Annotated in this window: 23 protein-coding genes and 1 pseudogene; 17 read left to right on the top strand and 7 right to left on the bottom strand. The window is 66.3% G+C overall.

Going from position 1 to position 24,798, the window contains the following annotated elements:
- The first annotated feature begins 21 nt into the window (after nucleotides 1-21).
- Genes BMW51_RS04775 through BMW51_RS04760 form a run of 4 tightly spaced genes read left to right on the top strand, consistent with a single transcriptional unit; the run spans nucleotide 22 to nucleotide 3,258 of the window.
- Complete coding sequence (locus tag BMW51_RS04775) at nucleotides 22-1,092, top strand: LLM class flavin-dependent oxidoreductase (protein ID WP_093003982.1); 1,071 nt, start codon at nucleotides 22-24, stop codon at nucleotides 1,090-1,092.
- Nucleotides 1,093-1,116: 24 nt separating this feature from the next.
- Nucleotides 1,117-1,704, top strand: coding sequence for an NADPH-dependent FMN reductase (locus tag BMW51_RS04770; RefSeq protein ID WP_093003980.1), 588 nt, complete (start codon nucleotides 1,117-1,119; stop codon nucleotides 1,702-1,704).
- Nucleotides 1,685-2,917: a molybdopterin-dependent oxidoreductase gene (locus BMW51_RS04765; protein ID WP_093003978.1), complete on the top strand. Its 1,233-nt coding sequence runs from the start codon at nucleotides 1,685-1,687 to the stop codon at nucleotides 2,915-2,917. The genes BMW51_RS04770 and BMW51_RS04765 overlap by 20 nt, the downstream gene beginning before the upstream one ends.
- Nucleotides 2,914-3,258 carry a hypothetical protein gene (locus BMW51_RS04760; RefSeq protein ID WP_093003976.1) on the top strand — a complete coding sequence of 115 codons (345 nt, stop codon included), beginning with the start codon at nucleotides 2,914-2,916 and terminating at the stop codon, nucleotides 3,256-3,258. Before BMW51_RS04765 ends, BMW51_RS04760 begins: the two co-directional genes overlap by 4 nt.
- 3 nt (nucleotides 3,259-3,261) lie before the next feature.
- Here BMW51_RS04760 and BMW51_RS04755 read toward each other — a convergent pair whose 3' ends face one another.
- The gene (locus BMW51_RS04755; protein ID WP_093003974.1) at nucleotides 3,262-4,614 is read right to left on the bottom strand and encodes a cation:proton antiporter; all 1,353 of its coding nucleotides are present in this window, start codon (nucleotides 4,612-4,614) and stop codon (nucleotides 3,262-3,264) included.
- A gap of 187 nt (nucleotides 4,615-4,801) precedes the next feature.
- On the opposite strand from BMW51_RS04755, the gene BMW51_RS04750 reads away from it, so the two are divergent.
- The 6 genes from BMW51_RS04750 (at nucleotide 4,802) to phaR (ending at nucleotide 11,018) form a co-directional block, all read left to right on the top strand.
- Nucleotides 4,802-5,323, top strand: a complete 522-nt coding sequence (locus BMW51_RS04750; protein ID WP_093003972.1) for a ferritin-like domain-containing protein — start codon at nucleotides 4,802-4,804, stop codon at nucleotides 5,321-5,323.
- 155 nt (nucleotides 5,324-5,478) lie between these two features.
- The gene (locus BMW51_RS04745) at nucleotides 5,479-6,588 is read left to right on the top strand and encodes a DUF47 family protein (RefSeq protein WP_245708289.1); all 1,110 of its coding nucleotides are present in this window, start codon (nucleotides 5,479-5,481) and stop codon (nucleotides 6,586-6,588) included.
- A gap of 13 nt (nucleotides 6,589-6,601) precedes the next feature.
- Complete coding sequence (locus BMW51_RS04740) at nucleotides 6,602-7,615, top strand: inorganic phosphate transporter (RefSeq protein ID WP_093003970.1); 1,014 nt, start codon at nucleotides 6,602-6,604, stop codon at nucleotides 7,613-7,615.
- Between the two features lie 59 nt (nucleotides 7,616-7,674).
- On the top strand, nucleotides 7,675-9,276 hold the full coding sequence (locus BMW51_RS04735; RefSeq protein ID WP_093003968.1) for an MFS transporter: 1,602 nt from the start codon (nucleotides 7,675-7,677) through the stop codon (nucleotides 9,274-9,276).
- A 57-nt stretch (nucleotides 9,277-9,333) separates the two neighbouring features.
- Complete coding sequence (alr, locus tag BMW51_RS04730) at nucleotides 9,334-10,377, top strand: alanine racemase (RefSeq protein ID WP_093003966.1); 1,044 nt, start codon at nucleotides 9,334-9,336, stop codon at nucleotides 10,375-10,377.
- 92 nt (nucleotides 10,378-10,469) lie between these two features.
- Nucleotides 10,470-11,018: a polyhydroxyalkanoate synthesis repressor PhaR gene (gene phaR / locus BMW51_RS04725; RefSeq protein WP_093003964.1), complete on the top strand. Its 549-nt coding sequence runs from the start codon at nucleotides 10,470-10,472 to the stop codon at nucleotides 11,016-11,018.
- A 32-nt stretch (nucleotides 11,019-11,050) separates the two neighbouring features.
- On the opposite strand, the gene BMW51_RS04720 is transcribed toward phaR, so the two are convergent.
- Nucleotides 11,051-11,860, bottom strand: coding sequence for a class I SAM-dependent methyltransferase (locus BMW51_RS04720; RefSeq protein WP_093003961.1), 810 nt, complete (start codon nucleotides 11,858-11,860; stop codon nucleotides 11,051-11,053).
- Between the two features lie 39 nt (nucleotides 11,861-11,899).
- Between BMW51_RS04720 and BMW51_RS04715 the strand changes: the two genes are divergently transcribed.
- Nucleotides 11,900-12,121: a hypothetical protein gene (locus BMW51_RS04715; RefSeq protein WP_093003959.1), complete on the top strand. Its 222-nt coding sequence runs from the start codon at nucleotides 11,900-11,902 to the stop codon at nucleotides 12,119-12,121.
- On the opposite strand, the gene BMW51_RS04710 is transcribed toward BMW51_RS04715, so the two are convergent.
- Entirely contained in the window at nucleotides 12,118-13,302 is a 1,185-nt protein-coding gene (locus BMW51_RS04710) for a retropepsin-like aspartic protease (protein WP_093003957.1), read from the bottom strand. The genes BMW51_RS04715 and BMW51_RS04710 overlap by 4 nt on opposite strands.
- An 84-nt stretch (nucleotides 13,303-13,386) precedes the next feature.
- Entirely contained in the window at nucleotides 13,387-14,901 is a 1,515-nt protein-coding gene (locus tag BMW51_RS04705; protein ID WP_093003955.1) for a TadA family conjugal transfer-associated ATPase, read from the bottom strand.
- A 301-nt stretch (nucleotides 14,902-15,202) separates the two neighbouring features.
- Here BMW51_RS04705 and BMW51_RS04700 point away from each other — a divergent pair, with 301 nt between their 5' ends.
- From BMW51_RS04700 to BMW51_RS04680, 5 genes are all read left to right on the top strand, one after another.
- Nucleotides 15,203-15,772, top strand: a complete 570-nt coding sequence (locus tag BMW51_RS04700) for a F0F1 ATP synthase subunit delta (protein WP_245708288.1) — start codon at nucleotides 15,203-15,205, stop codon at nucleotides 15,770-15,772.
- 3 nt (nucleotides 15,773-15,775) lie between these two features.
- Nucleotides 15,776-17,305 carry a F0F1 ATP synthase subunit alpha gene (atpA, locus tag BMW51_RS04695; RefSeq protein ID WP_093003953.1) on the top strand — a complete coding sequence of 510 codons (1,530 nt, stop codon included), beginning with the start codon at nucleotides 15,776-15,778 and terminating at the stop codon, nucleotides 17,303-17,305.
- A 115-nt stretch (nucleotides 17,306-17,420) separates the two neighbouring features.
- A complete protein-coding gene (locus tag BMW51_RS04690; protein ID WP_093003951.1) occupies nucleotides 17,421-18,323 on the top strand; it encodes a F0F1 ATP synthase subunit gamma in 903 nt (300 codons plus the stop codon).
- A 24-nt stretch (nucleotides 18,324-18,347) separates the two neighbouring features.
- Nucleotides 18,348-19,820: a F0F1 ATP synthase subunit beta gene (gene atpD, locus BMW51_RS04685; protein ID WP_093003949.1), complete on the top strand. Its 1,473-nt coding sequence runs from the start codon at nucleotides 18,348-18,350 to the stop codon at nucleotides 19,818-19,820.
- On the top strand, nucleotides 19,820-20,074 hold the full coding sequence (locus BMW51_RS04680; RefSeq protein ID WP_093003947.1) for an ATP synthase F1 subunit epsilon: 255 nt from the start codon (nucleotides 19,820-19,822) through the stop codon (nucleotides 20,072-20,074). Before atpD ends, BMW51_RS04680 begins: the two co-directional genes overlap by 1 nt.
- A gap of 173 nt (nucleotides 20,075-20,247) precedes the next feature.
- Here BMW51_RS04680 and BMW51_RS04675 read toward each other — a convergent pair whose 3' ends face one another.
- Together BMW51_RS04675 and BMW51_RS04670 are read right to left on the bottom strand one after the other, a co-directional pair.
- Nucleotides 20,248-21,150, bottom strand: coding sequence for a tyrosine recombinase XerC (locus BMW51_RS04675; protein ID WP_093003945.1), 903 nt, complete (start codon nucleotides 21,148-21,150; stop codon nucleotides 20,248-20,250).
- Nucleotides 21,151-21,169: 19 nt separating this feature from the next.
- Entirely contained in the window at nucleotides 21,170-21,910 is a 741-nt protein-coding gene (locus BMW51_RS04670) for a DUF4197 domain-containing protein (protein ID WP_177171531.1), read from the bottom strand.
- A 94-nt stretch (nucleotides 21,911-22,004) separates the two neighbouring features.
- Between BMW51_RS04670 and BMW51_RS04665 the strand changes: the two genes are divergently transcribed.
- A complete protein-coding gene (locus BMW51_RS04665) occupies nucleotides 22,005-24,170 on the top strand; it encodes a primosomal protein N' (protein ID WP_093003941.1) in 2,166 nt (721 codons plus the stop codon).
- Nucleotides 24,171-24,201: 31 nt separating this feature from the next.
- On the opposite strand, the pseudogene BMW51_RS04660 reads toward BMW51_RS04665, so the two are convergent.
- Nucleotides 24,202-24,798: pseudogene (locus BMW51_RS04660) on the bottom strand (IS5 family transposase); the annotation flags it as partial.

Here is a 24,798-nt window from a genome sequence, read left to right as displayed (position 1 = left end):
CGAACGAGAGGGGAGAGGATTGTGAGCGATTCCACGCGTGGGCCATGCGAGATTTCGTGGTTCTCGGCGCTATGCGACGACGATTACGAGTTCCTCGGCGTGCCCGATCCCAAGCTGAAATCGTCGTGGGAGCATTGCCGCGACATCGTGCAGCAGGCGGAAACCGGCGGGTTCGACAACATCCTGCTCCCCTCGGGCTACGCGCTCGGCATCGACACCACCGCCTTCGCTGCCGCGATCGCGACGCTGACACGGGCCATCCACCTGTTGATGGCGGTGCGCGTCGGGGAGAGCTGGCCGCCGCAGCTCGCGCGGCAGATCGCCACGATCGACCAGATTGCGCGCGGGCGATTGAAGATCAACATCATCTCCTCCGACCTGCCGGGCGAGAAGCTCGCCTCCGCGCCGCGCTATCAGCGGACGGTCGAGGCGATGCAGATCCTGAAGACGCTCTTGAACGGCGAGCATCTGAACCACCAGGGCGAGTTCTGGAAGCTCGACGTCGATCCCGCGGGGGTGAAGACCTTCTCGGGCAAGGCGCCGCCGCTCTACTTCGGAGGCCTGTCACCCGACGCGCGCGACGCAGCGGCGCGTGCGTGCGACGTGTATCTGATGTGGCCCGACACCAAGGAAAAGGTGGCGGAAATCATCGCCGACATGACCAAGCGCGCCGCCGACTACGGCCGCACGCTCAAGTTCGGCTACCGTGCGCACGTCATCGTTCGTGACACCGAAACCGAGGCGCGCGCCTACGCCGATCGCCTGCTCTCCAAACTCGACGCGGAGGAGGGCGCGCAGATTCGCGCCAAGTCGCTCGACGCCACCTCGATGGGCGTCGCCGCGCAGGCCGCTTTGCGCGAAGGCGCGTCGGACGACGGCTATGCCGAGGAGAATCTGTGGACCGGCGTCGGGCGCGCGCGCTCGGGCTGCGGTGCGGCGATCGTCGGCGATCCCGATCAGGTGCTCGCCAAGCTGCAGATGTACCGCGACATGGGAATCGACGCCTTCATCCTGTCGGGTTATCCCCATGCGGCGGAAGCGGACCTGTTCGCGCGTCACGTATTGCCGCGGATCGACCACGCGCCGCTGTGAGGCGGGCAGACAAGGAACGTCGCGGTGAATAAGCCATTGGTGGTGGGGATCGGCGGCACGATCGGTGGGCTGTCCTCGACCGAGCGCGCGCTGCGGATCGCGCTGGAGGCCGCGGGCGAGCAGGGGTTCTGCACGCGCCTGTTCGGCGGCGACGCGCTCGCGCGGCTGCCGCTCTATGATCCGAAGGCGACGAGCCGGACCGACGAGGAACAGGCGTTCGTCGCCGCGGTACGTCAGGCATCGGCCGTCATCATCGCCAGCCCCGGCTATCACGGCAGCATCTCGGGCGTGGTCAAGAATGCGCTCGATCTGCTCGAGGAAACCGCACGCGATGCGGAGCGGCCGTATCTCGCCGACGTGCCCGTCGGACTGATCGCGACCGCCTACGGCTGGCAGGCGACGGGCTCGACGATCGCGGCGCTGCGCTCGATCGTCCACGCGCTGCGCGGCTGGCCCACACCCTTTGCCGCCGCGATCAACAGCCAGGTGACCAAGTTCGACGACGAGGGCGGCGCGAGCGACGCGGCGGTGGTCGAGCAACTTCGCCTGGTCGGGCGGCAGGTCGCGCGCTTCGCGCCATTGGTGGTGCACGATGCCGCCGCGCTGGCTTAATCCGGCGCCTGACCGCCGCGAGGCGTTGACGCTGCTTGGGCTCGGCGGTGCCAGCCTGATCGGTGGGGGCCTCGCGACCGGCGCGGCGGCGCAGCAGGTCGACCTCGGCTTCGCGGGCGGCACGCGTCAGCTCTCGGGCGACTGGCCGCAGAAGGGCAGCATGATCGTGCTGCGCGAACGCGCGCCGCTGCTCGAGACGCCGATGAGCGCGATGGACGGCGAGGTGTTCACGCCCAACGACCGCTTCTTCGTCCGCTGGCATTATCAGGACATTCCGACGGCGGTCGATCCTTCGACCTTCCGCCTCCGCATCGGCGGCGCGGTGCAACGCCGGGTCGCGCTGACGCTCGCCGACCTCGCCAGGCTGCCCCGTGTCGAGATTGCGGCGGTGAACCAGTGTTCGGGCAACTCGCGAGCGCTATTCTCTCCCCGCGTGCCCGGCGCGCAATGGGGCGACGGCGCGATCGGTAACGCGCTGTGGAGCGGCGTGCGCCTGCGCGACGTGCTCGACCTCGCCGGCGTCGCACGCGGCGCGGCCAACGTTCGCGTCTCTGGCCTCGACCGCCCGCCGCCCGGCGCGCCGTGGTTCGCCAAGTCGCTCGCGCTGGACCACGCACGCGACGGTGAGGTGATGATCGCGCTTGCCATGAACGGCGCGCCGCTGCCGATGCTCAACGGCTATCCGATCCGCCTGATCGTGCCGGGCTGGTACTCGACCTACTGGGTCAAGGCACTCGACCGGATCGAGGTGCTGATGGGCGAGGACGATAACTACTGGATGGCGAAGGCGTACAAGATCCCCGCGACACCAGACGCGGGCGTGCAGCCGGGCGCGAAGGATTTCCCGACCGTCCCGATCAACCGCATGACGCCGCGCGCCTTCTTCACCAACGTCGATCGCGCGACCAAGGTGGTTGCGAACGATCCCTTTTACGTCCGCGGCCTCGCGATGGGCGGGGCGAGCGCGGTCGCGCGCGTCGACCTGTCGATGGACGCAGGAAAGACGTGGCACGCAGCGCACCTCGGCCCCGATCAGGGCAAATACGGCTTCCGCCTGTGGGAGGCTACTATCGGCGGGCTGCGGCCGGGCGGCTTTCGCCTGTGGGCGCGCTGCACCAACGCCGACGGACAGGCGCAATCGATGGACGCGATCTGGAACCCCGGCGGCTACATGCGCAGCCAGATCGCCTCGGTCGCGGTGACGGCCGCGTGAGGGTCGCGATCCTCACCGCAACGGTGCTGCTCGCCGGCTGCTCGGCCGAGCCCGACGCGCCGCTCGCGAAGCCGACCGGCGCGTTCCAGCCGGTCAGCATCACGCTGCCCGCTGAAACCGCCGCGCTGCCCGACACGCCGGCGGGCACGACACTGTCGCAGCATTGCACCGCCTGCCACTCGCCCGATTTCCTCACACGACAGCCGCCACTGACTGCCGACAAGTGGCAGGCGACCGTCACCAAGATGCGCGAAGCCTATCATGCCCCCATCAGCCCCGCAGACGAGCCCGCGATCGTCGCCGCGCTTGTGACGCTTCAGGGCACGACATCCGCGCGCTGAACGCTACCGCGCCGGCATCTCGCTCAGCGCGCCACTCGCGCGACCGTGCCGGCCATAGACCCACTCGAACAGCGGGCTCGCCATCATCGTCGTCACGATCGCCATCAGCACCAGCATCGCGAACAGCGTCGGGCCGATGATACCCTTCTGCAGCCCGATGTTGATGATGATTAGCTCCATTAACCCGCGCGAGTTCATCAGCGCGCCGATGCCGAGCGCGGTGCGATTGTCCTCACCCGCCAGCCGCGCCGCGAGGTAGCAGGCCCCGCCCTTTGCCAGCACCGATGCCGCCAGGATCACGGCTGCAACAAGCAGCAGCGCCGGCGAACTGACCGCATCCAGCCGCGTGTTGAGCCCGGAATAGGTAAAGAACATCGGCAGCAGCAGCACCACGGTCACCGGCTCGATCTTGGCGCGGATTTCCTCCGTCAGCCGGCCCCGTGGCATCACCACGCCCATGATGAACCCGCCGAAGATCGCGTGAATGCCGACCGCGTCCATCAGGAACGCCGACAGGCAGAAGGCGATCAGCACGACGGCAAGTAGCGGCGGCGTCAACTCATCCTTGCGCTCCACCGCGCGCGCCAGCGGCGCGAGCAGCCGCGGCCCGAACACCAGCACCAGCGCGCCCCAGACTATGCCGCCGCCGATCGCCAGGATCGCGACGCCCGCGCCGCCACCGAACGTCGCCAGCACGATCGCCAGCACGCACCACGACACCGCATCGTCGAACGCGCCAGCGGTCAGCGAGAGCGTGCCGAGCGCCGAGTCGGCCAGCCCGCGTTCGTTGATGATCCGCGCCAGCATCGGAAACGCGGTCAGCGCGATGCACGCGCCCAGGAACAGCGTCGCATTGAACTGGCTGATCCCGATCGCGAACAGCCCCGGCACGCCGAGCAGCCACGGTGTCAGCACGACCGCCACCGCGAAGGGCGCCGCGATCCCCGCGAGCGACACGACGGACGCACTGGGCGCCTTGGACCGGAAATGGTCGAGCCTGAGCGTCGTGCCGACCAGGAACATGTACAGCCCGACACCCAGCTGCGCGCCGGCGTAGAGGACGTTTTTCGTTTCCTTAGGAAAGATCGCACCCTGCAATCCCGGTGCGATCAGTCCCAGCAGCGATGGTCCCAGCACCACACCCGCGATCATCTCGCCCACCACCTGCGGCTGGCCGAGTGCGACGCGCCCGACCCAGCCGACGACCCGACACGCGATCAGGATCACGGCCAGTTGCAGGAAGAAGTGGATCGAGAAGTCACCCGGCGCGTAACTCGCGGCGCCGTCCACCACCGCGCCGTGTGCGCCTAGCACGCCGCACAGCGTCCGCCACAAACTCTCCAGTGCGTCCGGCATCGTCGTTCCCCCTGCGTCGGCCTGAAACGATAATCGCGGCGCGGTGGCAAGGGGTGCAGCGTCGTAGGTCCGTGCGCAGGTAACGGCTAACCTGCGTCAATTAGGCCATTTCCCGGGGAACGGCAGTGCCGGCGCTGCTTTGGTCGTGGGCACGAACGACCCGCCCCCTATCGACGGAGACAAGCGCATGGCCAGCTACCCGACCGACGTTGTTCAATCGGTGTTCGTCACCGGATTGAAGAACGCTCACGGCGTCGAGCATCAGGCGCTCGCACTGATTGACCGCCAACTCGACCATCTCGAACATTATCCGCAGGTCGCCGACCGTCTGCGGCTGCACCGCAGCGAGACTGAGCAGCAGATCCAGCGCCTCGAAGAGATCCTGTCGAGCTTCAACGAGACACATTCGACGCTCAAAGACATCGGGCTTTCGATCTCGGGAAATCTCGCCGCGATCGCGCACGTGTTCGCGCCCGACGAGATCCTGAAGAACACCTTCGCCAACTTGGCGTTCGAAAATTTTGAGGCGGCGAGTTACAAATCGCTCATCACGCTCGCCGACGCAGGGAATTTCGCGCAGGCGACGCCGCTGCTCACCACTTCGCTCGACGAGGAATTGTCGATGGCCAATTGGGTCGACGAGCATAACGCCGAACTGACGCTCGCCTACGTGCAGCGCCGTGCGGCGGGCAACACCGCCAGCCACTGACGCGCCGCCAGAAGCCTGCGACCATCGCGCTCGACGCCCCGGACTGTACGGCTCCGGGGCGTCGTTGTAAGTGGGGCCCCGCATCGGCGATCGTCGTTCGATTGCGCGGGCGATGCGCTAAACCGGGGGCCGTTTCCATTCGACAGATCGCCGCCTTGCCGTACCGGATCGACGCTGCCGCGGGCGGGGAGGGCGTGTGCGTGCTGCTCGTCACCTCTCGCGGCACCGGTCGCTGGGTGATCCCGAAGGGAAACATCGGTCCCGGCAGCTCACTGCCCGAGGCCGCCGCACAGGAGGCGGAGGAGGAAGCCGGCGTCTCCGGCGCGCTCTGCCCGGTACCGCTCGGCGCCTATCGGTATCGCAAGCGGCGCGGCAGCGGCGCGTCGCTGATGATCGACGTCGACGTGTTTCCGCTCGCAGTCACGCAGGAGCTGCCGACGTGGAAGGAGCAGGGCGAGCGCGAGCGGCGCTGGTTCTCGCTTGCGGAGGCCGCCGAGCGCGTCGACGAGCCCGACCTGCGCGAACTCATCCGCTCCTTCGCTCCGTCGCAGTTCCGCGTTGCAGTGCAACAATCCGGTGCTAGGGCCACCGCGAATCGGACCAACCATAAGTGGGGTACAATGTTCGCGTGGTTTCAGCGGCTGCTGCCGAAGACCGGTAATTTCTTCGAGATGTTCGAGGCACACGCCGCGACCGTTCTCGCCGGCGCAGAGGCGACCGCGCGGTTGCTCGAGGGTGGCCCGTCCGCGAAGGAGCATATCCGCGAGGTGGTCGAGCGTGAGCACGACGCCGATGCGATCACCCGTGACGTGCTGAAAACCGTGCGCGCGACCTTCCTGACCCCGTTCGACCGCGGCGCGATCACCGCGCTGATCGGCGCGCTCGACGACACGATCGACGAGATGCAGGTCTTCGCGGCCGCGTGCGACCTGTACGAGGTGACCGAGTTCGAGCCCGAGATGCGCGACATGGCCGCGATCATCGTCGACGCCGCGCGCGTCACCGCCGAGGCGATCCCGCTGCTGCGCGACGTGGCGCGCAACGGCGAGCGCCTGCATGAACTGACCGAGCGCGTGATCCGCATCGAGGGTCACGCCGACGAAATTCACGCCGCGGGGCTCAAGCGCTCGCTGCAGAAGCATGGCGCCAGCGACACGCTGCGCTTCGTCGTCGAGCGAGAGCTCTACAAGCACCTGGAGCGCATCGTCGACGCGTTCGAGGATGTCGCCGACGAGATCGACGGCATCGTCATCGATCACGCCTGACCGGCTGCGCGCAATGCACGAACTCGCCTTTCCGCTGCTCGTCGGCCTGATCGCCGTCGCGCTTGCCTTCGACTATTTGAACGGCCTCCACGACGCCGCCAATTCGATCGCTACCGTGGTCGCGACCCGGCTCTTGTCGCCGGTGAAGGCGGTGCTGTTCGCCGCCGTGTTCAACTTCGCCGCCTATTTCCTGACCATTGCGTTTCCCAGCCTCCACGCGGTCGCGGAAACGATCGGCAAAGGCCTGATCGACAAGGATGTCGTCACCCCGGCGGTCATCTTCGGCGCGCTGGGCGGCGCGATGTTCTGGAACGTCGTCACCTGGCTGCGCGGCATCCCCTCGTCGAGCAGCCACGCGCTCGTCGGCGGGCTGATCGGCGCGGGCGTCGCGCATGCCGGCATCGGCGGCATCCAATGGGGCGGGCTCAACAAGACCGTGCTCGCGATCGTGCTGTCGCCGCTTCTCGGCATGATCCTCGCCATGCTCGTCATGCTGCTCTCCAGCTGGGCGTTCCGCCGCTCGACCTCGGTCCAGGCCGAGCGGAGCTTTCGCGCGCTCCACCTGCTGTCCTCCGCCGCTTACTCGCTCAGTCACGGGTTGAACGACGCGCAGAAGACGATGGGGATCATCACCGTGCTGCTCTACTCGACCGGTCGTCTGTCGGGTCCGTTCGAGGTGCCGCACTGGGTTGCGATCAGCTGCTACGTCGCGATCGCGCTCGGCACGATGACGGGCGGGTGGAAGATCATCGAGACGATGGGCTCTCGCATTACCAAGCTGTCGCAGCACCAGGGCTTCTCCTCGTCGCTCGCCGGCTCGATCGTGCTGTTCACCGCCTCCGCGCTCGGCATTCCTGTGTCGACCACGCACACGATCACCGGCGCGATCATCGGCGCGGGCACCGCGCGCCGCGCCTCCGCGGTCCGCTGGGGCGTCGCGCAGAGTGTGGTGATCGCCTGGATCATCACCATTCCCGCGTCTGCCGCGGTTGGCGCGCTCTTCTACGGCCTGACACGCCTGTTCTGATCCGCTTGCTCTAGCCCCTTTCCCTCGACATGACTCGTGGAGAAGGGGAGGACAGGCACATGGCCGCAGCAGTGATCGACGGGGAAGAAGCGCCGAGCCACGGCGACATCCGGCTCGTCATCTCAGCCTCCGCGCTCGGCACCGTGTTCGAGTGGTACGATTTCTTCATCTACGGCACGCTTGCCGCCTCAGGCATCATCGGGCGCACCTTCTTTCCGGCGGGCAACGAAACGGTGCAGACCCTGCTCGCCTGGGCGGGGTTCGCGGTCGGCTTCGGTTTCCGCCCTCTGGGTGCCGCGTTGTTCGGCTATCTCGGCGACCGGCTCGGGCGCAAATACACCTTTCTCGTCACCATCACGCTGATGGGCATCGCCACGGCGGGTGTCGGCCTGACCCCGTCCGCCGCTGCAATCGGCTACGCCGCGCCCGCGATCGTGCTGCTGCTCCGCATCGCGCAGGGCCTCGCACTCGGCGGCGAGTACGGCGGCGCGGCGATCTACGTCGCGGAACACTCCCCGCCGGGTCGCTCGGGCTTCTACACCAGCTTCATCCAGGCGGGCGTGGTCGGCGGTTTCATCCTCAGCCTCGCCGTCATCCTGCTGTTCAAGGCGCTGGTGTCCGGCGCCGCGTGGGAGGCATGGGGCTGGCGGCTGCCGTTCCTCTTCTCGCTGCTGCTGCTCGCAATTTCCTTGTGGATGCGGCTCAAGCTGTCTGAGAGCCCGGTGTTTCAGAAGATGCGCGCCGCGGGCGAGCGCGCGGTCAATCCGCTCAAGGAGAGCTTCACCTACCCCGGCAACATCCGCCGCATGGTCGTCGCGCTGTTCGGCATCGCCGCGGGGCTGACCGTGATCTGGTACACCGCCATGTTCACCGTGCTGTCGTTCCTGCAGACGACGATGCGCGTCGAGGAAACCACCGCGCAGCTCATCACCGGCTTCGGCGTGCTGATGGGGACGGGCTGGTTCCTGCTCTTCGGCCATGTCAGCGACAAGGTCGGGCGCAAGAAGCCGATCGTGGTCGGCTACGTGCTGACGCTCGCGCTGCTGTTCCCGATCTTCTGGACGATCGGTGCGGCCGCCAACCCCGGCCTCGCGCGCGCAGCGGAGGCCAACCCCGTCGTCGTCTCGGGCGCGGACTGCCGCTACAGCCCGTTCGACAAGCAACAGGCGACCGCGTGCGGCAAGCTGCTCGATGCCCTGTCGAAGAAAGGCGTGCCCTACACGACGCGGACCGCCGCTGAGACGCAGGTGACGATCGGCGACACCCTGGTTGCGGACACGTCGCCTGCCGGCCTCGACGCGGCGCTCGCGCGCGGCGGCTATAATCTCACCAAGGTGACGCCCACCGCCGGCAACATCGCGCTGATCCTTCTCGCGATCCTCGCGATGTCGATGCTCTCGGGCATCACCTACGGCCCCGTCGCGGCGCTCCTGGCCGAGATGTTCCCACCCGAGATCCGCTACTCGTCGCTGTCGATCCCGTACCATCTCGGCACCGGCTATTTCGGCGGATTTCTGCCGTTCATCAGCCAGTATATCGTTGCGAAGACCGGCGATCCCTATTCGGGGCTGTGGTACACCTGGGGTGTCACGCTGCTCGCGCTGCTGGTCACGCTGTTCGGTCTGAAGGAGACGCGCGGAGCACCCGACACGGTGGCGTGATCGCGTGCGAGGCTTTAGGGCAGCCTGGATGATCGCTTCGCGTCGCCGCCCCTGACCATGACCGCTCCGCAACGCCTCGCCCTCGACGGCGCCGCGCTCGCGGCGAACTGGCGCGCTCTCTCCAAACTCAGCGGAGCCGCGGCATGCGGCGCGGCGGTCAAGGCAGACGGCTACGGCCTCGGCGCGCATGCCGCCGTCGCGCGCCTGCTCGCCGCGGGGTGCCGCGACTTCTTCGTCTCGTCGTGGAACGAGGCGCTCGCGCTCGCCGACGCTCGGCTGGCAGACGCGGGCGCGACCTTGTCGGTGCTCCACGGCGTACGCGACGCAGACATGGCCGCGGCATGCACGCTCGCCGCGCGCCCGGTGCTCAACACGCCCGCGCAGGTGCAGCGCTGGCGCGACGCCGGGGGCCGCGCGTGCGACGTGATGGTCGACACCGGCATGAACCGCCTGGGCGTGTCGCCGGGCGACGTTGCCGACGGCCTGCTCGACGGTCTCACGATCGACACGCTGATCAGCCATCTCGCCTGCGCCGACGAGGACAGCGCGATGAACGAGCAGCAGCGCACGCGCTTTGCAGCACTCGCCGGGCGAACGAGTGCGAAGCGGATGAGCCTCGCCAACTCGGCCGGCATCACGCTCGGCGGGGATTACCATTTCGATCTCACCCGGCCCGGTCTCGCGCTCTACGGCGGAGTACCGGTTGCGGCGCTCGCGGACGTGATCCGGCCGGTCGTGCGGATCGAGGCGGAGGTGCTGCAGCGCCGCATGGTGCGCGCGGGCGAGACGGTCGGCTACAATGCCACCTGGACCGCACCCGCCGAGACGCAGGTGGCGATCGTCAATTTGGGCTACGCCGACGGTTATTGGCGCGGCTTCTCCGACACCGGTCGGGCGTTCGCCGGTGACGCGGTGCTGCCGGTGATCGGGCGCGTGTCGATGGACCTCGTCGCGCTCGACGTGAGCGAAGCCGACGTCGCGGAAGGCGACTGGATCGGTTTCGATCCCGATCTTCCCCGCGCGGCAAAGGCGTCGGGGATGAGCCAGTACGAACTGGTAACCGGTCTTGGCCAACGTTTCGATCGCCACTGGCACGGCTGATCCGCGGCCTTTGCTGCGCAGCACAGCGGCCGTGTTGCAGCGCGTCACGCGGTACGATAGCCTCCACTTCATAACAAGGAGGCGAGGCGAGGATGAAGAAGCAGCGTACCGACGGCACCGTCATCATCAAGAAATACGCCAATCGCCGGCTCTACAATACCGAGAGCTCGTCCTACATCACGCTCGACCACCTGGCGGCGATGACCCGCGCGGGTCGCGACTTCAAGGTGCTCGACGCCAAGACCGACGAGGACATCACGCACAATGTCCTGACACAGATCATCATGGAGGAGGAGAGCCGCGGGCAGACGATGCTGCCGGTGCCGTTCCTCAGGCAATTGATCGCGCTCTACGGCGATTCGATGCAGGCGATGGTGCCGGGCTATCTCGAGGCGTCGATGGACAGCTTCCACCGCAACCAGGCCGAATTCAAGACCGCGGTCGAGGGTGCCTTCGCCGGTTCCCCCTTTGCCGAGATCGCCAAGCGCAACATGGAGATGTTCGAGGCCGCGGCGAATGCGTTTACCCCGGCAGCCAAGCCGGCGCCGGCCTCGTCGACCGCCTCGAAGGACGACGAGATTGCGGCATTGAAGGCCGAACTCGCCAAGCTTCAGGACAAGGTCGAGAAATTGGTGCGGTAAGCGGCCGGATCGGTCGCTTACCGCACCCGGGTTCAGCGCGGCTTGACGAAGCGCAGCGTCATGCGGTCGCTCTCGCCGATCGCGGCATATTTCGCGCGGTCGGCGTCGCCGGCGGCATAGGTCGGCGGCAGCGTCCACACGCCCTTGGGATGATTGGTGTCGTCCTTGGGATTGGCGTTCACCTCCGACGTGCCCGCCAGCTTGAACCCTGCGTCTTCCGCCAGCCGGCGTATCGTCGAGACCTTCAGGTAACCGCTCTCGCGCTCGCGCGCGGCGTCGGCCTGCTCGGGCAGGCGGTGGTCGACGATGCCGAGCGTGCCGCCGGGCTTGAGCATCGTGAACCACGCCTTGAACACGTTCGCGGCCGATTGCCCGCCCGCCATCGTCAGATTGTGGACGTTGCGGAACGTCAGTACCACGTCCTGGCTGTTCGCCGGCACCGTCGACGTGCCCGTGGCGGGATCAACCGTGGCGACACTGCCGGTCAGCGATTTCGTCGCCAGCATCTGCCGCGCACCATCCGCCGCCTTCGCCGAGGTGACGAGCGCGGTGTAGCTGCCGCCGTTCGCGGGCACCCGCGCCAGGATCTGGCTGTACCAGCCGCCGCTCGGGTTGTACTCGACCACCTTCTTCGCCGGCGTCACACCGAAGAAGGCGAGCGTCTCGGCCGGGTGGCGGTAGCGATCGCGCGCGCGGTCGGCTTCGCTGCGTGACGTGTCGGCAACGGCGCGTGCAATGGCGGGATCGACCTTTGGCGCGGTGGCGGCGTGGATCCCGACGCTGAGCGCGAGCGTCGCGGCCAGCACGAGTGCGGGTCGGGCAAGGAATGTGGAACGGGGCATCGAACCTCCTGGGATTGATGCGTGCAGGCTGGACGAGCGATGGACGCGACACAAGTGCTGAGCGATGCAAGCGACGTGCAGGTTGGCGCGGGGATCGTCGCGATCCTCGCGCTGCTGCTCGTGCTGTTCGCTGCGTGGCGCGAGCGCCGTCGTGCAAGGCGCGTCGATCCTGACGCGGTCGGGCTGCTCGACTGGCGCGGCGTGCAGATGCTCGCACTGATCCTGCTCGCGGTCGCGCTGCTGCTGGTGGCGAAAGGCTAGTAGAAGTTGGCGAGCGTCAGTCGCCGCTGTGTGCCGTCGCACAAGGTGAGTGCCACAATTCGCCCCGGCGCCCCGGCGGTCCAGCGCGCGAGCGGGCTGGTCGCGTAGGCGGGCGTGATCGCCTGTCCGTCGACGCGGCAGATCAGGTCGCCGTCGCGCCATCCCGCCGCCGCGGCGGGTCCGCCGCGCATGACGTGGAGTACTTTCAGCCGATCCCGCGCGATGCCGAGCAGAAGTCCGCTCGTCGACCTGAGCGGGGGTTTGTCCGCGCCCGGACCCGGTGACAGCAGCATCTGCCCGGCGGTGGGATCAAGCAGCACGCGGTAATTCTGCAGGAAACCCGAACCGATCCTCCCCGCGACGCCGATCTTGTCGGAGAAGCCGCCGCTCGGCTCGACCCGCACCTCGACGTTCTTCGCGATCGTTTTGCCCACGACCAGCTGCGGCACGATCGCGACCTCGCTGACGACCGGCCCTGCGAGCCCGAATGACACGGTCGTGGTGGTGGCGCGGCTCGACATCTGCGCAGTGTTCCAGCCGGCCTTGCTCAGCGTGATCGCCGAGCCGTCGCCAGTATCGACCACCATCGGGCGCAGCTCCGCGCCGCTCAGCACGACCGAGCTCACGTACACCAGCCGCTCGGGTGCGATCGACAACGGCGATGAGGTGCCCGCGAACGGCGTTCGTCCCGAGCGCAGGAAGCGGAAGCGGCGCCCGGCATAGTCGATGTCGAGTGCGTAGCCCGCGGTCAGATCGCGGCCGACGAGCAGGTCGACCGCCGTCGCGCTCCCGGTTGCCGCGGCGGGCAGGTCGGCGACGACCAGCCGGCCGCCCTCGCGCCTGAGGCCGCCGATCGCCAGCATGCGCGTCGGGATCCAGCCGACCGGCACCGATCCGCCGATCACGTCCGCCTTGGCGTCGCCGCGCACCCGCAGATGTTGCGCCTCGGCGTAGCGCTTGGCGAGCACCGAGTAACTGACGCCCGTATCCAGAATCGCGCTGACCGGGTTTCCTTCCAGCGCCATGACGAAACGGATCTGATTGCCCGGCGTGAACTCGAACGGGATCCAGCATGTCTCGTGGTCGGGCGACAGCGTCTGCGCGCCGTTGTCGAAATCGGCAGCGGCAGGCGCTGTCGCAACGGGGGCGAGCGCGGCGGCAAGGGCGAGAAGGATCGACACGCCCGACGTTGTAGCGCGCGCGTGGCGCGGGTCACGCCTGTTTCGCCCAGCCTCTTACAAACAGGCCTCTTACAAACAGGCTTCTTACAGGCAGGCTTCGAGGAACGCCTGGTCGAACCCGAACTGCTTGGCCTTGTCGATCGTGTACGGCCGCAAGCCCATCGCGCGATATTCGCCGATGATCTTGCCGTCGGCGCTCTCGTCCAGATACTCGAACTTGAACAATTCCTGCGTCACGATGACGGGGCCTTCCATCCCGATCACCTCGGTGATGTTAGTGACGCGGCGGCTGCCGTCGCGCAGGCGCTTGACCTGGATGATCATGTCGACGCTGTCGGCGATCTGGCGGCTGATCGCTTCCTTCGGCACCTTGATGTCCGACATCATCACCATGTTCTCCATACGCGCCAGCGCCTCGCGCGGCGAGTTGGAGTGAAGCGTACACATCGATCCATCGTGACCCGTGTTCATCGCGGCGAGCATGTCGAAACACTCCGACCCGCGAATTTCGCCCAGGATGATGCGATCCGGGCGCATACGCAGCGCGTTCTTGACGAGGTCACGGATGCTGATCTCGCCCTGACCCTCCAGGTTCGCCGGCCGCGTTTCCAGCGGCAGCCAATGCGGCTGCTGCAGTCGAAGCTCGGCCGCGTCCTCGATCGTCAGCACGCGCTCGCCTGGGTCGATCATCTTGGACAAGGCGTTCAGCATCGTCGTCTTGCCCGAGCCGGTACCGCCCGAGATGACGACGTTGAACCGACACGCACCCGCGATCTTCAGCGCGGTCGCCATCTTCGGGCTCATGCTGCCGAACCCCGCCATCATGTCGAGCGTGATCGGCTTCGCCGAGAACTTACGGATCGAGATCGCCGTGCCCTTGAGGGAGAGCGGCGGCACGATCACGTTGACGCGGCTACCGTCCTTCAGGCGCGCGTCGGCGAGCGGCGTGGTCTGATCGACGCGGCGACCGACCGAGTTGCAGATGCGCTGCGCGATCTGGAACAGATGCTCCTCGTCGCGGAACTGGATCTGCGCCAGCTCCAGCTTGCCTTTGCGCTCGACGAAGGTCTGGTCGGGGCCGTTGACCATGATGTCGCTGATGTCGGCGTCCGCCAGCAGCTCCTCGAGCGGCCCAAGCCCGAGCAGTTCGTCGACCAGCACCTTTTCCAGCGCGAACTGCTCGCGCCGGTTGAGCGTCAGCCGCAGCTCGGCCAGCACCTCGCCGATGATCGGGCGGAATTCCTCCGCCAGCTCATCCTTGCCCAGCGTCGCCGCCGCCTCGGGATCGACGCGTTCGAGCAGGCGCGGCAGCACCTGCTCCTTGATGCGGTGGATCGATGCCTCGAAACCCTCGACCCGGCTCGATCCTGCCTCGCCCGATGCCGCCTGCCGGTCGGCCAGCCGCTGCATCGCGTCGAGCTGCGACGCGGGCACCAGCGACTCCTCCGCCGCGGGCAGCGTCAGCGTGTCGAGCGCGGGAAACTGCTCGCCCGCGGGTTCGGGCTTCTGGAACCCGCCGCCCTGCATCGGGCGCGCGACACCGAAGCCGGGCCGCGCCGCAGCACCACCGATATTGTTACGACGCCCGAACGCGTTCATTCCACCACGATCCTTACGGTTCTTGGAGGTTGGGGTAGCGCGGCAAGGCTTGCGATTTACCTAATGCGCCGTTCAGCCTTCGTGACAACGGCTGTTGGCAATCATGACAGGCGGATCATCTCGCGTTCATCATCGTTTCACGCGGTCACGCGTCCCCGGTTGTCAATCGGAGGGACCAATGCTACCCGCCCGCCAACCCTTGCGAGGTGCCGTTCGCGCGCCATCCGTTCGCTCGGGGAAAAATCCTCCGGCGGCCGATTCTCGTGGACGCCGACATTGTTAGGCAAGGAATTCGGATCGCGTGGATAGTTCCAGCGGCACACACGGTAGCAGCATCCAGGCGAGCCTGGGCGGACGCTACGCCACCGCTTTGTTCGATCTCGCGGTCGAGGCGCGCACGGTCAACGAGGTCGAGCAGAGCCTGTCGCGCGTCCGCGACGCGATCGATCAGTCGGCCGACTTCCGCGCGCTGACCTCGTCGCCGCTCGTCGCGCGCGGTGAGGCGGCGAAGGCTATGCTCGCCACCGCCGACGAACTCGGCGTTGATCAGACGACCAAGAACTTCCTCGGCGTCCTTGCCGAAAACCGCCGCCTGGGACAGCTGCCCGCGATCATTCGCGCCTATCGCCAGCTCGCGGCGCGCCACCGCGGCGAGACCACCGCCGAGGTGACGAGCGCGCACCCGCTCTCCGAAGATCAGGTTGCCGAGTTGAAGCAGCAACTGCGCACCCGCGTCGGGCGCGAGGTGTCGGTCGACCTGTCGGTCGATCCCGACCTGCTCGGCGGCCTCGTAGTTCGCATCGGTTCCCAGATGATCGATTCGTCGATCCGCACCCGTTTGAATGCGCTCGCCAGCGCGATGAAAGGCTGAGTAATGGACATCCGCGCCGCTGAAATCTCCCGCGTCATCAAGGATCAGATCGCCAATTTCGGCACCGAGGCCCAGGTCAGCGAGACCGGCCAGGTGCTGTCGGTCGGCGACGGCATCGCGCGCATCTACGGCCTCGACAACGTTCAGGCGGGCGAGATGGTCGAGTTCGCCAACGGCGTGCAGGGCATGGCGCTGAACCTTGAGGCCGACAACGTCGGCGTCGTGCTGTTCGGTTCGGATTCGGAGATCAAGGAAGGCGACACCGTTCGCCGCACCGGCACCATCGTCGACGTGCCCGTCGGCAAGGGGCTGCTCGGGCGCGTCGTCGACGGCCTCGGCAATCCGATCGACGGCAAGGGGCCGATCGTCTCGGATCAGCGCAGCCGCGTTGAGGTCAAGGCGCCTGGCATCATCCCGCGCAAGTCGGTGCACGAGCCGGTGCAGACCGGCCTCAAGGCAATCGACGCGCTGGTGCCGGTCGGCCGCGGTCAGCGCGAGCTGATCATCGGCGACCGCCAGACCGGCAAGTCGGCGATCGCGATCGACACCTTCATCAACCAGAAGCAGGCGAACGCCGGCACCGACGAGTCGAAGAAGCTGTACTGCGTCTACGTCGCGGTCGGTCAGAAGCGTTCAACCGTCGCGCAGCTCGTCCGCACGCTGGAGGAGAATGGCGCGATGGAATATTCCATCGTCGTCGCCGCGACCGCATCGGACCCCGCGCCGCTTCAGTTCCTCGCGCCCTACACCGGCACCGCGATGGGCGAGTATTTCCGCGACAACGGCATGCACGCCGTCATCGTGTTCGACGACCTGTCAAAGCAGGCGGTGGCATATCGTCAGATGTCGCTGCTGCTGCGCCGTCCGCCGGGCCGCGAAGCCTATCCGGGCGACGTCTTCTATCTCCACTCGCGCCTGCTCGAGCGCGCGGCGAAGATGAATGAGGCAAACGGCGCTGGCTCGCTGACCGCGCTGCCGATCATCGAGACGCAGGCGGGTGACGTGTCGGCCTACATCCCGACCAACGTGATCTCGATCACCGACGGCCAGATCTTCCTCGAAACCGACCTGTTTTTCGCTGGCATTCGCCCCGCGATCAACGTCGGCCTGTCGGTCAGCCGCGTCGGCGGCGCTGCGCAGACCAAGGCGATGAAGAAGGTGTCGGGCTCGATCAAGCTCGAGCTCGCTCAGTACCGCGAGATGGCGGCGTTCGCGCAGTTCGGCTCCGACCTCGACGCTTCGACGCAGAAGCTGCTCAACCGCGGGGCGCGCCTGACCGAGCTGCTCAAGCAGCCGCAGTTCAACCCGATGCCGTTCGAGGAGCAGACCGTCTCAATCTTCGCCGGCACCAACGGTTATCTCGATCAGGTCGCGGTTCAGGACGTGGTGCGCTACGAATCCGCGATGCTCAGCTTCATGCGCGAGCAGCACGCCGACGTGCTGACCGGGATCCGCGACAGCCGCGAGCTGAGCAAGGACAGTGAGAGCAAGCTCAAGAGCGCGCTCGACTCCTTTGCGAAGACCTTCGCGTAAGAGAACAAAACCCTCTCCCCGCCGGGGAGAGGGTTGGGAGAGGGGCCGTCCCAAGCGACACGGCCCTGGCGAACGCTGACCCCGATCCGCTTGCGGTGACGGTAAGAGGAAACGAATGGCGTCTCTCAAGGCCCTCAAGATCAGGATCAACTCGGTCAAGTCGACCCAGAAGATCACTAAGGCGATGAAGATGGTCGCCGCCGCCAAACTGCGCCGTGCGCAGGAAGCGGCGATGGCCGGTCGCCCTTATGCCGAGCGGATCGAGAGCGTGGTCGCCAGCCTCGCCGCGCGCGCAGGCGGAGAGGGCGCGTCGCCGCTGCTCGCCGGCACCGGCAAGGATCAAGTCCACATGCTGGTGGTGGTCACCTCCGAGCGTGGTCTGGCGGGTGCGTTCAACACCAACATCGTCCGCGCCGCGCGCCGCAAGGCCGAGGAGCTGGAAGCCGCGGGCAAGACCGTCCGGTTCTACACGGTCGGGCGCAAGGGCCGCGTGATCAAGCGCTTCTATCCGACGGGCGTCGTCGCCGATCACGATCTCTCGACGATGAAGGTCGCGCGTTTCGACGAGGCGAAGGCGATCGCCGACGATTTGCTCGCGCGCTACGCCGCGGGCGAGTTCGACGTTGCGCACCTGTTCTATGCCAAATTCCAGTCGGCGCTGGTGCAGATCCCGACCACGCAGCAGATCATCCCCGTGTCGGTGCCGACGCGCGATCCCAAGCTCGCCCAAACTCTTACACCTGCGCTGTCGAACGACGGCGACGCGGCGGTCGAGTATGAGCCGAGCGAGGAGCAGATCCTCGCCGACTTGCTGCCGCGCAACGTCGCGGTGCAGGTGTTCCGCGCGCTGCTCGAAAACGCCGCGTCGGAGCAGGGCAGCCGCATGAACGCGATGGACAATGCCACCCGCAACGCCGGCGACATGATCAATCGCCTATCGATCCAGTACAACCGCACGCGCCAGGCCGCGATCACGACCGAGCTGGTCGAGATCATCTCCGGCGCCGAAGCGCTCTAAGCATTCAGAAGCAGGAAGCAGAACATGGCAACCGTCCTCGATGACCGCCCCAACGTCTCGGGCAGCAACAATGTGGGTCGCATCAGCCAGGTGATCGGCGCCGTCGTCGACGTGTCGTTCGACAACCACCTGCCCGCGATCCTGTCGGCGCTCGAGACCGACAACAACGGCAACCGCCTCGTGCTCGAGGTCGCGCAGCATCTGGGCGAGAACACCGTCCGCACGATCGCGATGGACTCGACCGAGGGGCTGACCCGCGGCCAGAACGTGACCGACACCGGTAACCAGATCACCGTGCCGGTCGGCCCGGCGACGCTCGGCCGCATCATGAACGTCGTCGGCGATCCGATCGACGAGCGCGGTCCCGTCGGCACCGATCTGCGCGCACCGATTCACGCGAAGGCGCCCGAGTTCATCGATCAGTCGACCGAGAGCGCGATCCTGGTCACCGGGATCAAGGTCATCGACCTGCTTGCACCCTATGCCAAGGGCGGCAAGATTGGCCTGTTCGGCGGCGCCGGCGTTGGCAAGACCGTGCTGATTCAGGAGCTGATCAACAACATCGCCAAGGGCCACGGCGGCACCTCGGTGTTCGCGGGCGTGGGTGAGCGTACCCGCGAGGGCAACGATCTCTATCACGAGTTCTTGGACGCGGGCGTCATCGCCAAGGACGCCGAGGGCAACGCGATTAGCGAGGGCTCGAAGGTCGCGCTGGTATACGGCCAGATGAACGAGCCGCCGGGCGCGCGTGCTCGTGTGGCGCTCTCGGGTCTCGCCATCGCCGAGTATTTCCGCGACCAGGAGGGCCAGGACGTACTCTTCTTCGTCGACAACATCTTCCGCTTCACGCAGGCGGGCGCAGAGGTGTCGGCTCTGCTCGGACGCATCCCGTCGGCGGTGGGATACCAGCCGACGCTGTCGACCGACATGGGCGCGCTGCAGGAGCGGATCACCTCGACCAACAAGGGGTCGATCACCTCGGTGCAGGCCGTGTACGTTCCCGCGGACGATCTGACCGACCCGGCGCCGGCGACCTCGTTCGCGCACCTGGATGCGACGACCGTGCTCAACCGCGCGATCTCGGAGCTGGGTATCTACCCGGCAGTCGATCCGCTCGACTCGACCAGCCGCGTGCTGGAGCCGCGCACGGTTGGCCAGGATCACTACGAGACCGCTCGCGCGGTGCAGGCGACGCTGCAGAAGTACAAGTCGCTGCAGGACATCATCGCCATCCTCGGCATGGACGAGCTGTCCGAAGAGGATAAGCTGACCGTCAGCCGCGCGCGCAAGATCCAGCGCTTCCTGTCGCAGCCGTTCCACGTCGCCGAGGTGTTCACCAACATCCCGGGCAAGTTCGTCCAGCTCGACGACACGATCCGCAGCTTCAAGGCGGTGGTGAACGGCGAGTACGACCATCTGCCCGAGGCGGCGTTCTACATGGTCGGCGGCATCGACGAGGTCGTCGCCAAGGCCGAGAAGCTGGCGCAGGAAGCGTAATGGCGCTCCACTTCGAACTGGTCACGCCCGAGCGCCTGGTGCGCTCGGACGAGGTCTATATGGTGACCGTGCCGGGAACCGAGGGCGACTTCGCGGTGCTCGAAGGCCACGCGCCGCTCATGGCGACGATCCGCGACGGCAACGTGCTGGTGCAGATGACCCCGAACGGCGCACCCGAGACGATCGCGGTGCGCGGCGGCTTGGCCGAGGTCAACGCACGCGGCCTGACCGTACTGGCCGAACACGCCGAATGATCTGATCGGTAGCGGCATCGTGCTGCTGCCGATCGTCAGCCCAACCTACCGACTGTCCTACCGTTTCTCGCATGGCTAGCTCGGCATCATGTGCCGATCAGCAACCTCGGAGCCGCAAGTTGAGACGCCCGCGCGTGTGCGCGTGAATGTCAACTTTCTCAACTTCCACCCGCTCAGGCGCGCGGATGCGCGTTGCGATAAACGTCCATCAGGTGCGCGGCATCGACCTGCGTGTACACCTGCGTCGAACTCAAGCTCGCATGGCCGAGCAGTTCCTGGAGGGCGCGCAGGTCCGCTCCCCGTCCCAGCAGATGGGTCGCGAAACTGTGCCGCAGCGCGTGCGGCGTGGTGCGATCCGACAGCCCCAGCCTGCCGCGCGCGCGCTGCACCTTCACCCGCACGACCCCCGCCGACAATCCCCCGCCACGCACACCGCGAAACAGAGGCTGATCGCGATCGAGTGGCCACGGCACCCGCCCGGCATAATCCTCGATTGCTGCGCGAACTTCTGCCAGCAACGGCACGACCCGCGTCTTCGCGCGCTTTCCGGTCACCACCAGCGTGTCACCCAGCGGCAGCGCCGCTCCGGTCAGCGCCAACGCCTCACCGATCCGAAGCCCCGCGCCATACAACAGCAGCAGCACCGCCCAGTCACGCGCGGCCACCCACGCCTCGTCGCTCTCCTCCGCCACCTCGGTCGCCAGCGCCACGGCTTCAGAAGGCGCGACCGGTCGCGGTACCCCCTTCTTGACCCGCGGACCCTTGAACGCTGGGGTCGAACCCACGCCATTCGCCCAGTCGAGAAAGGCGCGAACTGCGGACAGTTCGCGCGCCGCAGATGCATTCGAGAGGCCGCTCGACCGTGTCGCCGAACCATTCACGCGACTGGCAAGGTACGCCCGCAGGTCCACGGCCTGGACCCGCGAGAGCGCCCGTTGATCGATCTCAGCACCCCAATGTTCATGCAGGAACGAGGTGAACCGTTCCGCAGCCGCGCGATAAGCCCGGACCGTGTGGACCGAGCGCCGTCGTTGCTGTGCGAGGTAGATGCCGAAATCGTAGGCCGCGCCTTCCATGTAACTCTTTTAAGCAAAATCAGCCCAGCAAGCGACCACCCGCGAAAAGCGCCTCGACCAGGGGGTCACGTGCCGAGCGCGGGTTGGCACGGATGGCGGCCTCCTCGCGTCCGATCGCACGCCACAATCCTCGTGCGGCCTGCGTCGTCACCACGCGCTGCAAGCCAACGACGTTGATGCCGGTAGCGGCCCCGAGCACCGGACCGAGGACGCCATTACCGTCGAAGCTTCGCAACGCCGCCCCGACCTCCGGCAACATGGCGTCGATGATCCGCGGCCCGATCGCGCGCTCCAGATAGTCGCTGGCAGCAGTGGGTCCACCTCGAGCGATCGCAGCGGCATCGGTAAAGCTCAGATTGCGGATCGAGTCGAGAATGATGGGGGCAGCCCGGTCGGCAGCTTCGCCTGCGGCATCGTTGACGAGACGCAACAGCTGATCCTGCACGGGACGCGAGCGAAGCAACGCTCCCAGCACAGCTCCAGAGCGATCCCCGCCGGCTACGTTCGACGGAAGGGTGATCCTTGCAACCGCGTCGTTCAAGTAACCTTTTCGCTCTACTAGCTGCGTCACCGCGCGCTGCGTCGAGATGGTCAGCAGGCGCCGCAATCCCTCATCCAGACCACCACTCGTGCCGATCGTGGCGCAACCGGATAGCAACGCTGCCGAGCCAAGCATCCCAGATAGCAGGAAGATGCGACGGCTCGCCTGTACTTCGTGAAAGTCCGGTCTGGCTAACATGATCGAATTTTCCTTGGGCAAGCCTACGTACCCCTGTCTGAGATTTAACAGCCGAACGCTGGCTGAACGACTTCTCAGTTTCGCAAACAGGGCTGACTTCCTACATGCAAGGCGCATGTCTCGTGCTCGCGTCCTCGTTCTCAATTCTGCGCTGGGTCCGCTCGACTACCGTGTACCGCACGGAATGAAAGTTGAACCCGGCTCGATCGTGACCGTGCCGCTCGGACCGCGGCAGCTGACTGGCGTAGTGTGGGAAGCGGATCGATTACCGTCTGATGCTGAAGTAGGTGATAATCGACTTAGGAACTTGCTTGCCGTCGCGGATGTGCCTCCCTTGCGAGCGCCGCTCAGGCGATTGATCGAGTGGACGGCCGATTACTACTTGGCGCCGCCAGCTGCAGTCGTTCGAATGGCGCTCTCGTCGACGGCGATTGAGTCGTCGCGATCTGTCGTCGAATATCGTGCGACCGATCGTCTACCTGACCGCCTGACGTCACAGCGCGCTCAGGCGCTGGAGCGTATAGGTGAGCGCCAAGGCCTGGTGCGCGAACTTGCTGACATCGCTGGCGTCAGCGATGCGGTTATCCGGGGACTCGTGAAAGTCGGTGCGATCGAGCCAGTTGTTGTCGATATCGATGGCTTGTATCCGACCCCCGATCCTGCCCATGCTCCGCCACCCTTGACGGGCGAGCAGAGCGCGGCGGCTGAGCAGCTTGTAAACGACGTCAAGGCTAGGACTTTCAGGCCGACCCTGCTTGATGGCGTCACCGGTTCAGGTAAGACCGAGGTCTACTTCGAAGCGGTGGCGGAGGCAATCAGACAAGGGTGGCAGGCATTGGTGCTGCTCCCTGAGATTGCGCTTACCGAACCATTCCTAAAGCGTTTCACCGACCGTTTCGGGTGCGAACCGATCGCTTGGCACTCTGGGCTTCGCGTCACGCAACGGCGGCGCGCGTGGCGTGCAATCGCGAGCGGGGAAGCGCGCGTGACGGTTGGCGCGCGTTCCGCTTTATTCCTACCTTACGCGGACCTCGCGCTGATTGTCGTCGACGAAGCGCACGAGACAAGCTTCAAGCAGGAAGACGGAGTTCACTATCACGCACGCGACGTTGCAGTCATGCGTGCCAAGTTCGAGAGCTGCCCGATTATCCTCGCCTCTGCCACGCCCGCGATCGAGACGCGTCAACAGGTAGAGCAAGGCAACTACTTCGAAGTTAAGCTGCCGCAGCGCTTCGGCAACGCGACGATGCCATCGATCGAGACGATAGACCTCATCGCCGAGCCTCCGCCCAGAGGACGCTGGCTTGCGTCGCGATTAGTCGCCGCAATCGAGGAGAACCTTGTCAAAGGCGAGCAGTCGCTGCTTTTTCTCAATCGCCGCGGTTACGCTCCGCTTACCTTGTGTCGAACGTGCGGGCATCGATTTCAGTGCCCCAACTGCACTGCCTGGATGGTCGAGCACCGTCTGACTAGGCGGTTGGCGTGCCACCACTGCGGCCACGTCGAGCCCGTGCCGCGGCTCTGCCCGGAATGTCACAACGAGGACACGCTCGTCGCCTGCGGCCCAGGTGTCGAGCGCATCGCGGATGAGGTAGCGGCTCTGTGGCCCGAGGCGCGTACGGCACTGGTCACGTCGGACACCATCTGGTCGCCCGTCAAGGCTGCAGAGTTCGTCGCCAGTATGGAAGCGGGAGCGATCGACATCGTCGTAGGGACGCAGCTCGTTACCAAAGGGTACCACTTCCCGAACCTGACGCTCGTCGGAGTAGTCGATGCTGATTTAGGCTTGGAGGGAGGCGATCTCCGCGCGTCCGAGCGGACGTTCCAGCAGATCAGGCAGGTATCTGGCCGCGCAGGTCGCGGCGAGAAGCCGGGGCGCGTATTCATTCAGACCCACAGTCCAGGCGCACAGGTGATGCAAGCGTTGATCACCGGTGATGCTGACGCCTTCTACGCCGCAGAGGTCGAGGCGCGCCGCGAGGCAGGAGCTCCGCCGTTCGGGCGCTACGCGGCCATCATCGTTTCGAGCGAGGAGAAGGCGGCAGCGCACGACATTGCTCACTCGATCGGTCGTGCCGCGCCAGAGGTCGAAGGCATGCACGTTTATGGCCCGGCACCGGCACCGCTTGCGATGCTGCGTGGAAAGCATCGATTTCGTCTGCTTGTTCATGCACGGCGCACGCTGGACGTGCAGGACGTCATCCGAACGTGGTTGGCGAAGCTTACGTGGCCGGCGAAGGTGCGGGTTTCAATCGACGTCGACCCTTACAATTTTCTTTGAAATTTCAGCGTTGCTTAGGGCTGAGACTCAATCAGAGCCAGAAGGCGATTGCGGTTGCGATGGCGACGCCTGAGAGGAAGTTGGCGGCGAGTTTGTCGTAGCGGGTGGCGACACGGCGGAAGTCTTTGAGACGGCGGAAGGCGTTCTCGATGAGATGCCTGCCACGGTATCGGTCCTTGTCGTAGCGGATCGTGCGTTTGCGGTTTCGCCGTCCGGAAATAACAGGAACGGCTCCGACGTCGCGGAGCGAGCGACGTAGCCGGTCGGCATCGTAGCCTTTGTCGGCAAGGAGGTAGCGCATGCGACCGGCTTGTTTGAGGAGCGCAGGCGCCGCTTTCACGTCGCTGACATTGCCGGCCGTCAGCATCAGCGCATAGGGACGGCCGATGACATCGGTGAGCGCGTGGACCTTGGTAGTCCAGCCACCGCGCGAGCGGCCGATTGCCTGGATCTGGCGCCCCCTTTTCCACCGAAGGCCGCGCGTTGCGCCTTGATGTAAGTGCTGTCGATCGCGGTACTCTTCGCGACCACACCGGCATCCACCAGCGCGTCGAGCAGCCTGAGCCAGAAGCCACGGCGCGACCAGCGGTTGAACCGGTTGTAGATCGTCGTGGACGGGCCTAATCGG

It is taken from the genome of Sphingomonas palmae, from assembly GCF_900109565.1.
Taxonomy (GTDB): Bacteria; Pseudomonadota; Alphaproteobacteria; order Sphingomonadales; family Sphingomonadaceae; genus Sphingomonas; species Sphingomonas palmae.
This window is presented reverse-complemented; position numbering and strand designations above follow the sequence as displayed.

What these genes read in the sequence shown, in the direction of transcription:
- BMW51_RS04765 (WP_093003978.1), top strand. Translation starts at nt 1,685, where the DNA reads ATGCCGCCGCGCTGGCTTAATCCGGCGCCTGACCGCCGCGAGGCGTTG.
- BMW51_RS04755 (WP_093003974.1), bottom strand. Translation starts at nt 4,614, where the DNA reads ATGCCGGACGCACTGGAGAGTTTGTGGCGGACGCTGTGCGGCGTGCTA.
- BMW51_RS04750 (WP_093003972.1), top strand. Translation starts at nt 4,802, where the DNA reads ATGGCCAGCTACCCGACCGACGTTGTTCAATCGGTGTTCGTCACCGGA.
- BMW51_RS04740 (WP_093003970.1), top strand. Translation starts at nt 6,602, where the DNA reads ATGCACGAACTCGCCTTTCCGCTGCTCGTCGGCCTGATCGCCGTCGCG.
- BMW51_RS04735 (WP_093003968.1), top strand. Translation starts at nt 7,675, where the DNA reads ATGGCCGCAGCAGTGATCGACGGGGAAGAAGCGCCGAGCCACGGCGAC.
- alr (WP_093003966.1), top strand. Translation starts at nt 9,334, where the DNA reads ATGACCGCTCCGCAACGCCTCGCCCTCGACGGCGCCGCGCTCGCGGCG.
- phaR (WP_093003964.1), top strand. Translation starts at nt 10,470, where the DNA reads ATGAAGAAGCAGCGTACCGACGGCACCGTCATCATCAAGAAATACGCC.
- BMW51_RS04720 (WP_093003961.1), bottom strand. Translation starts at nt 11,860, where the DNA reads ATGCCCCGTTCCACATTCCTTGCCCGACCCGCACTCGTGCTGGCCGCG.
- BMW51_RS04715 (WP_093003959.1), top strand. Translation starts at nt 11,900, where the DNA reads ATGGACGCGACACAAGTGCTGAGCGATGCAAGCGACGTGCAGGTTGGC.
- BMW51_RS04705 (WP_093003955.1), bottom strand. Translation starts at nt 14,901, where the DNA reads ATGAACGCGTTCGGGCGTCGTAACAATATCGGTGGTGCTGCGGCGCGG.
- atpA (WP_093003953.1), top strand. Translation starts at nt 15,776, where the DNA reads ATGGACATCCGCGCCGCTGAAATCTCCCGCGTCATCAAGGATCAGATC.
- BMW51_RS04690 (WP_093003951.1), top strand. Translation starts at nt 17,421, where the DNA reads ATGGCGTCTCTCAAGGCCCTCAAGATCAGGATCAACTCGGTCAAGTCG.
- atpD (WP_093003949.1), top strand. Translation starts at nt 18,348, where the DNA reads ATGGCAACCGTCCTCGATGACCGCCCCAACGTCTCGGGCAGCAACAAT.
- BMW51_RS04680 (WP_093003947.1), top strand. Translation starts at nt 19,820, where the DNA reads ATGGCGCTCCACTTCGAACTGGTCACGCCCGAGCGCCTGGTGCGCTCG.
- BMW51_RS04675 (WP_093003945.1), bottom strand. Translation starts at nt 21,150, where the DNA reads ATGGAAGGCGCGGCCTACGATTTCGGCATCTACCTCGCACAGCAACGA.
- BMW51_RS04665 (WP_093003941.1), top strand. Translation starts at nt 22,005, where the DNA reads ATGTCTCGTGCTCGCGTCCTCGTTCTCAATTCTGCGCTGGGTCCGCTC.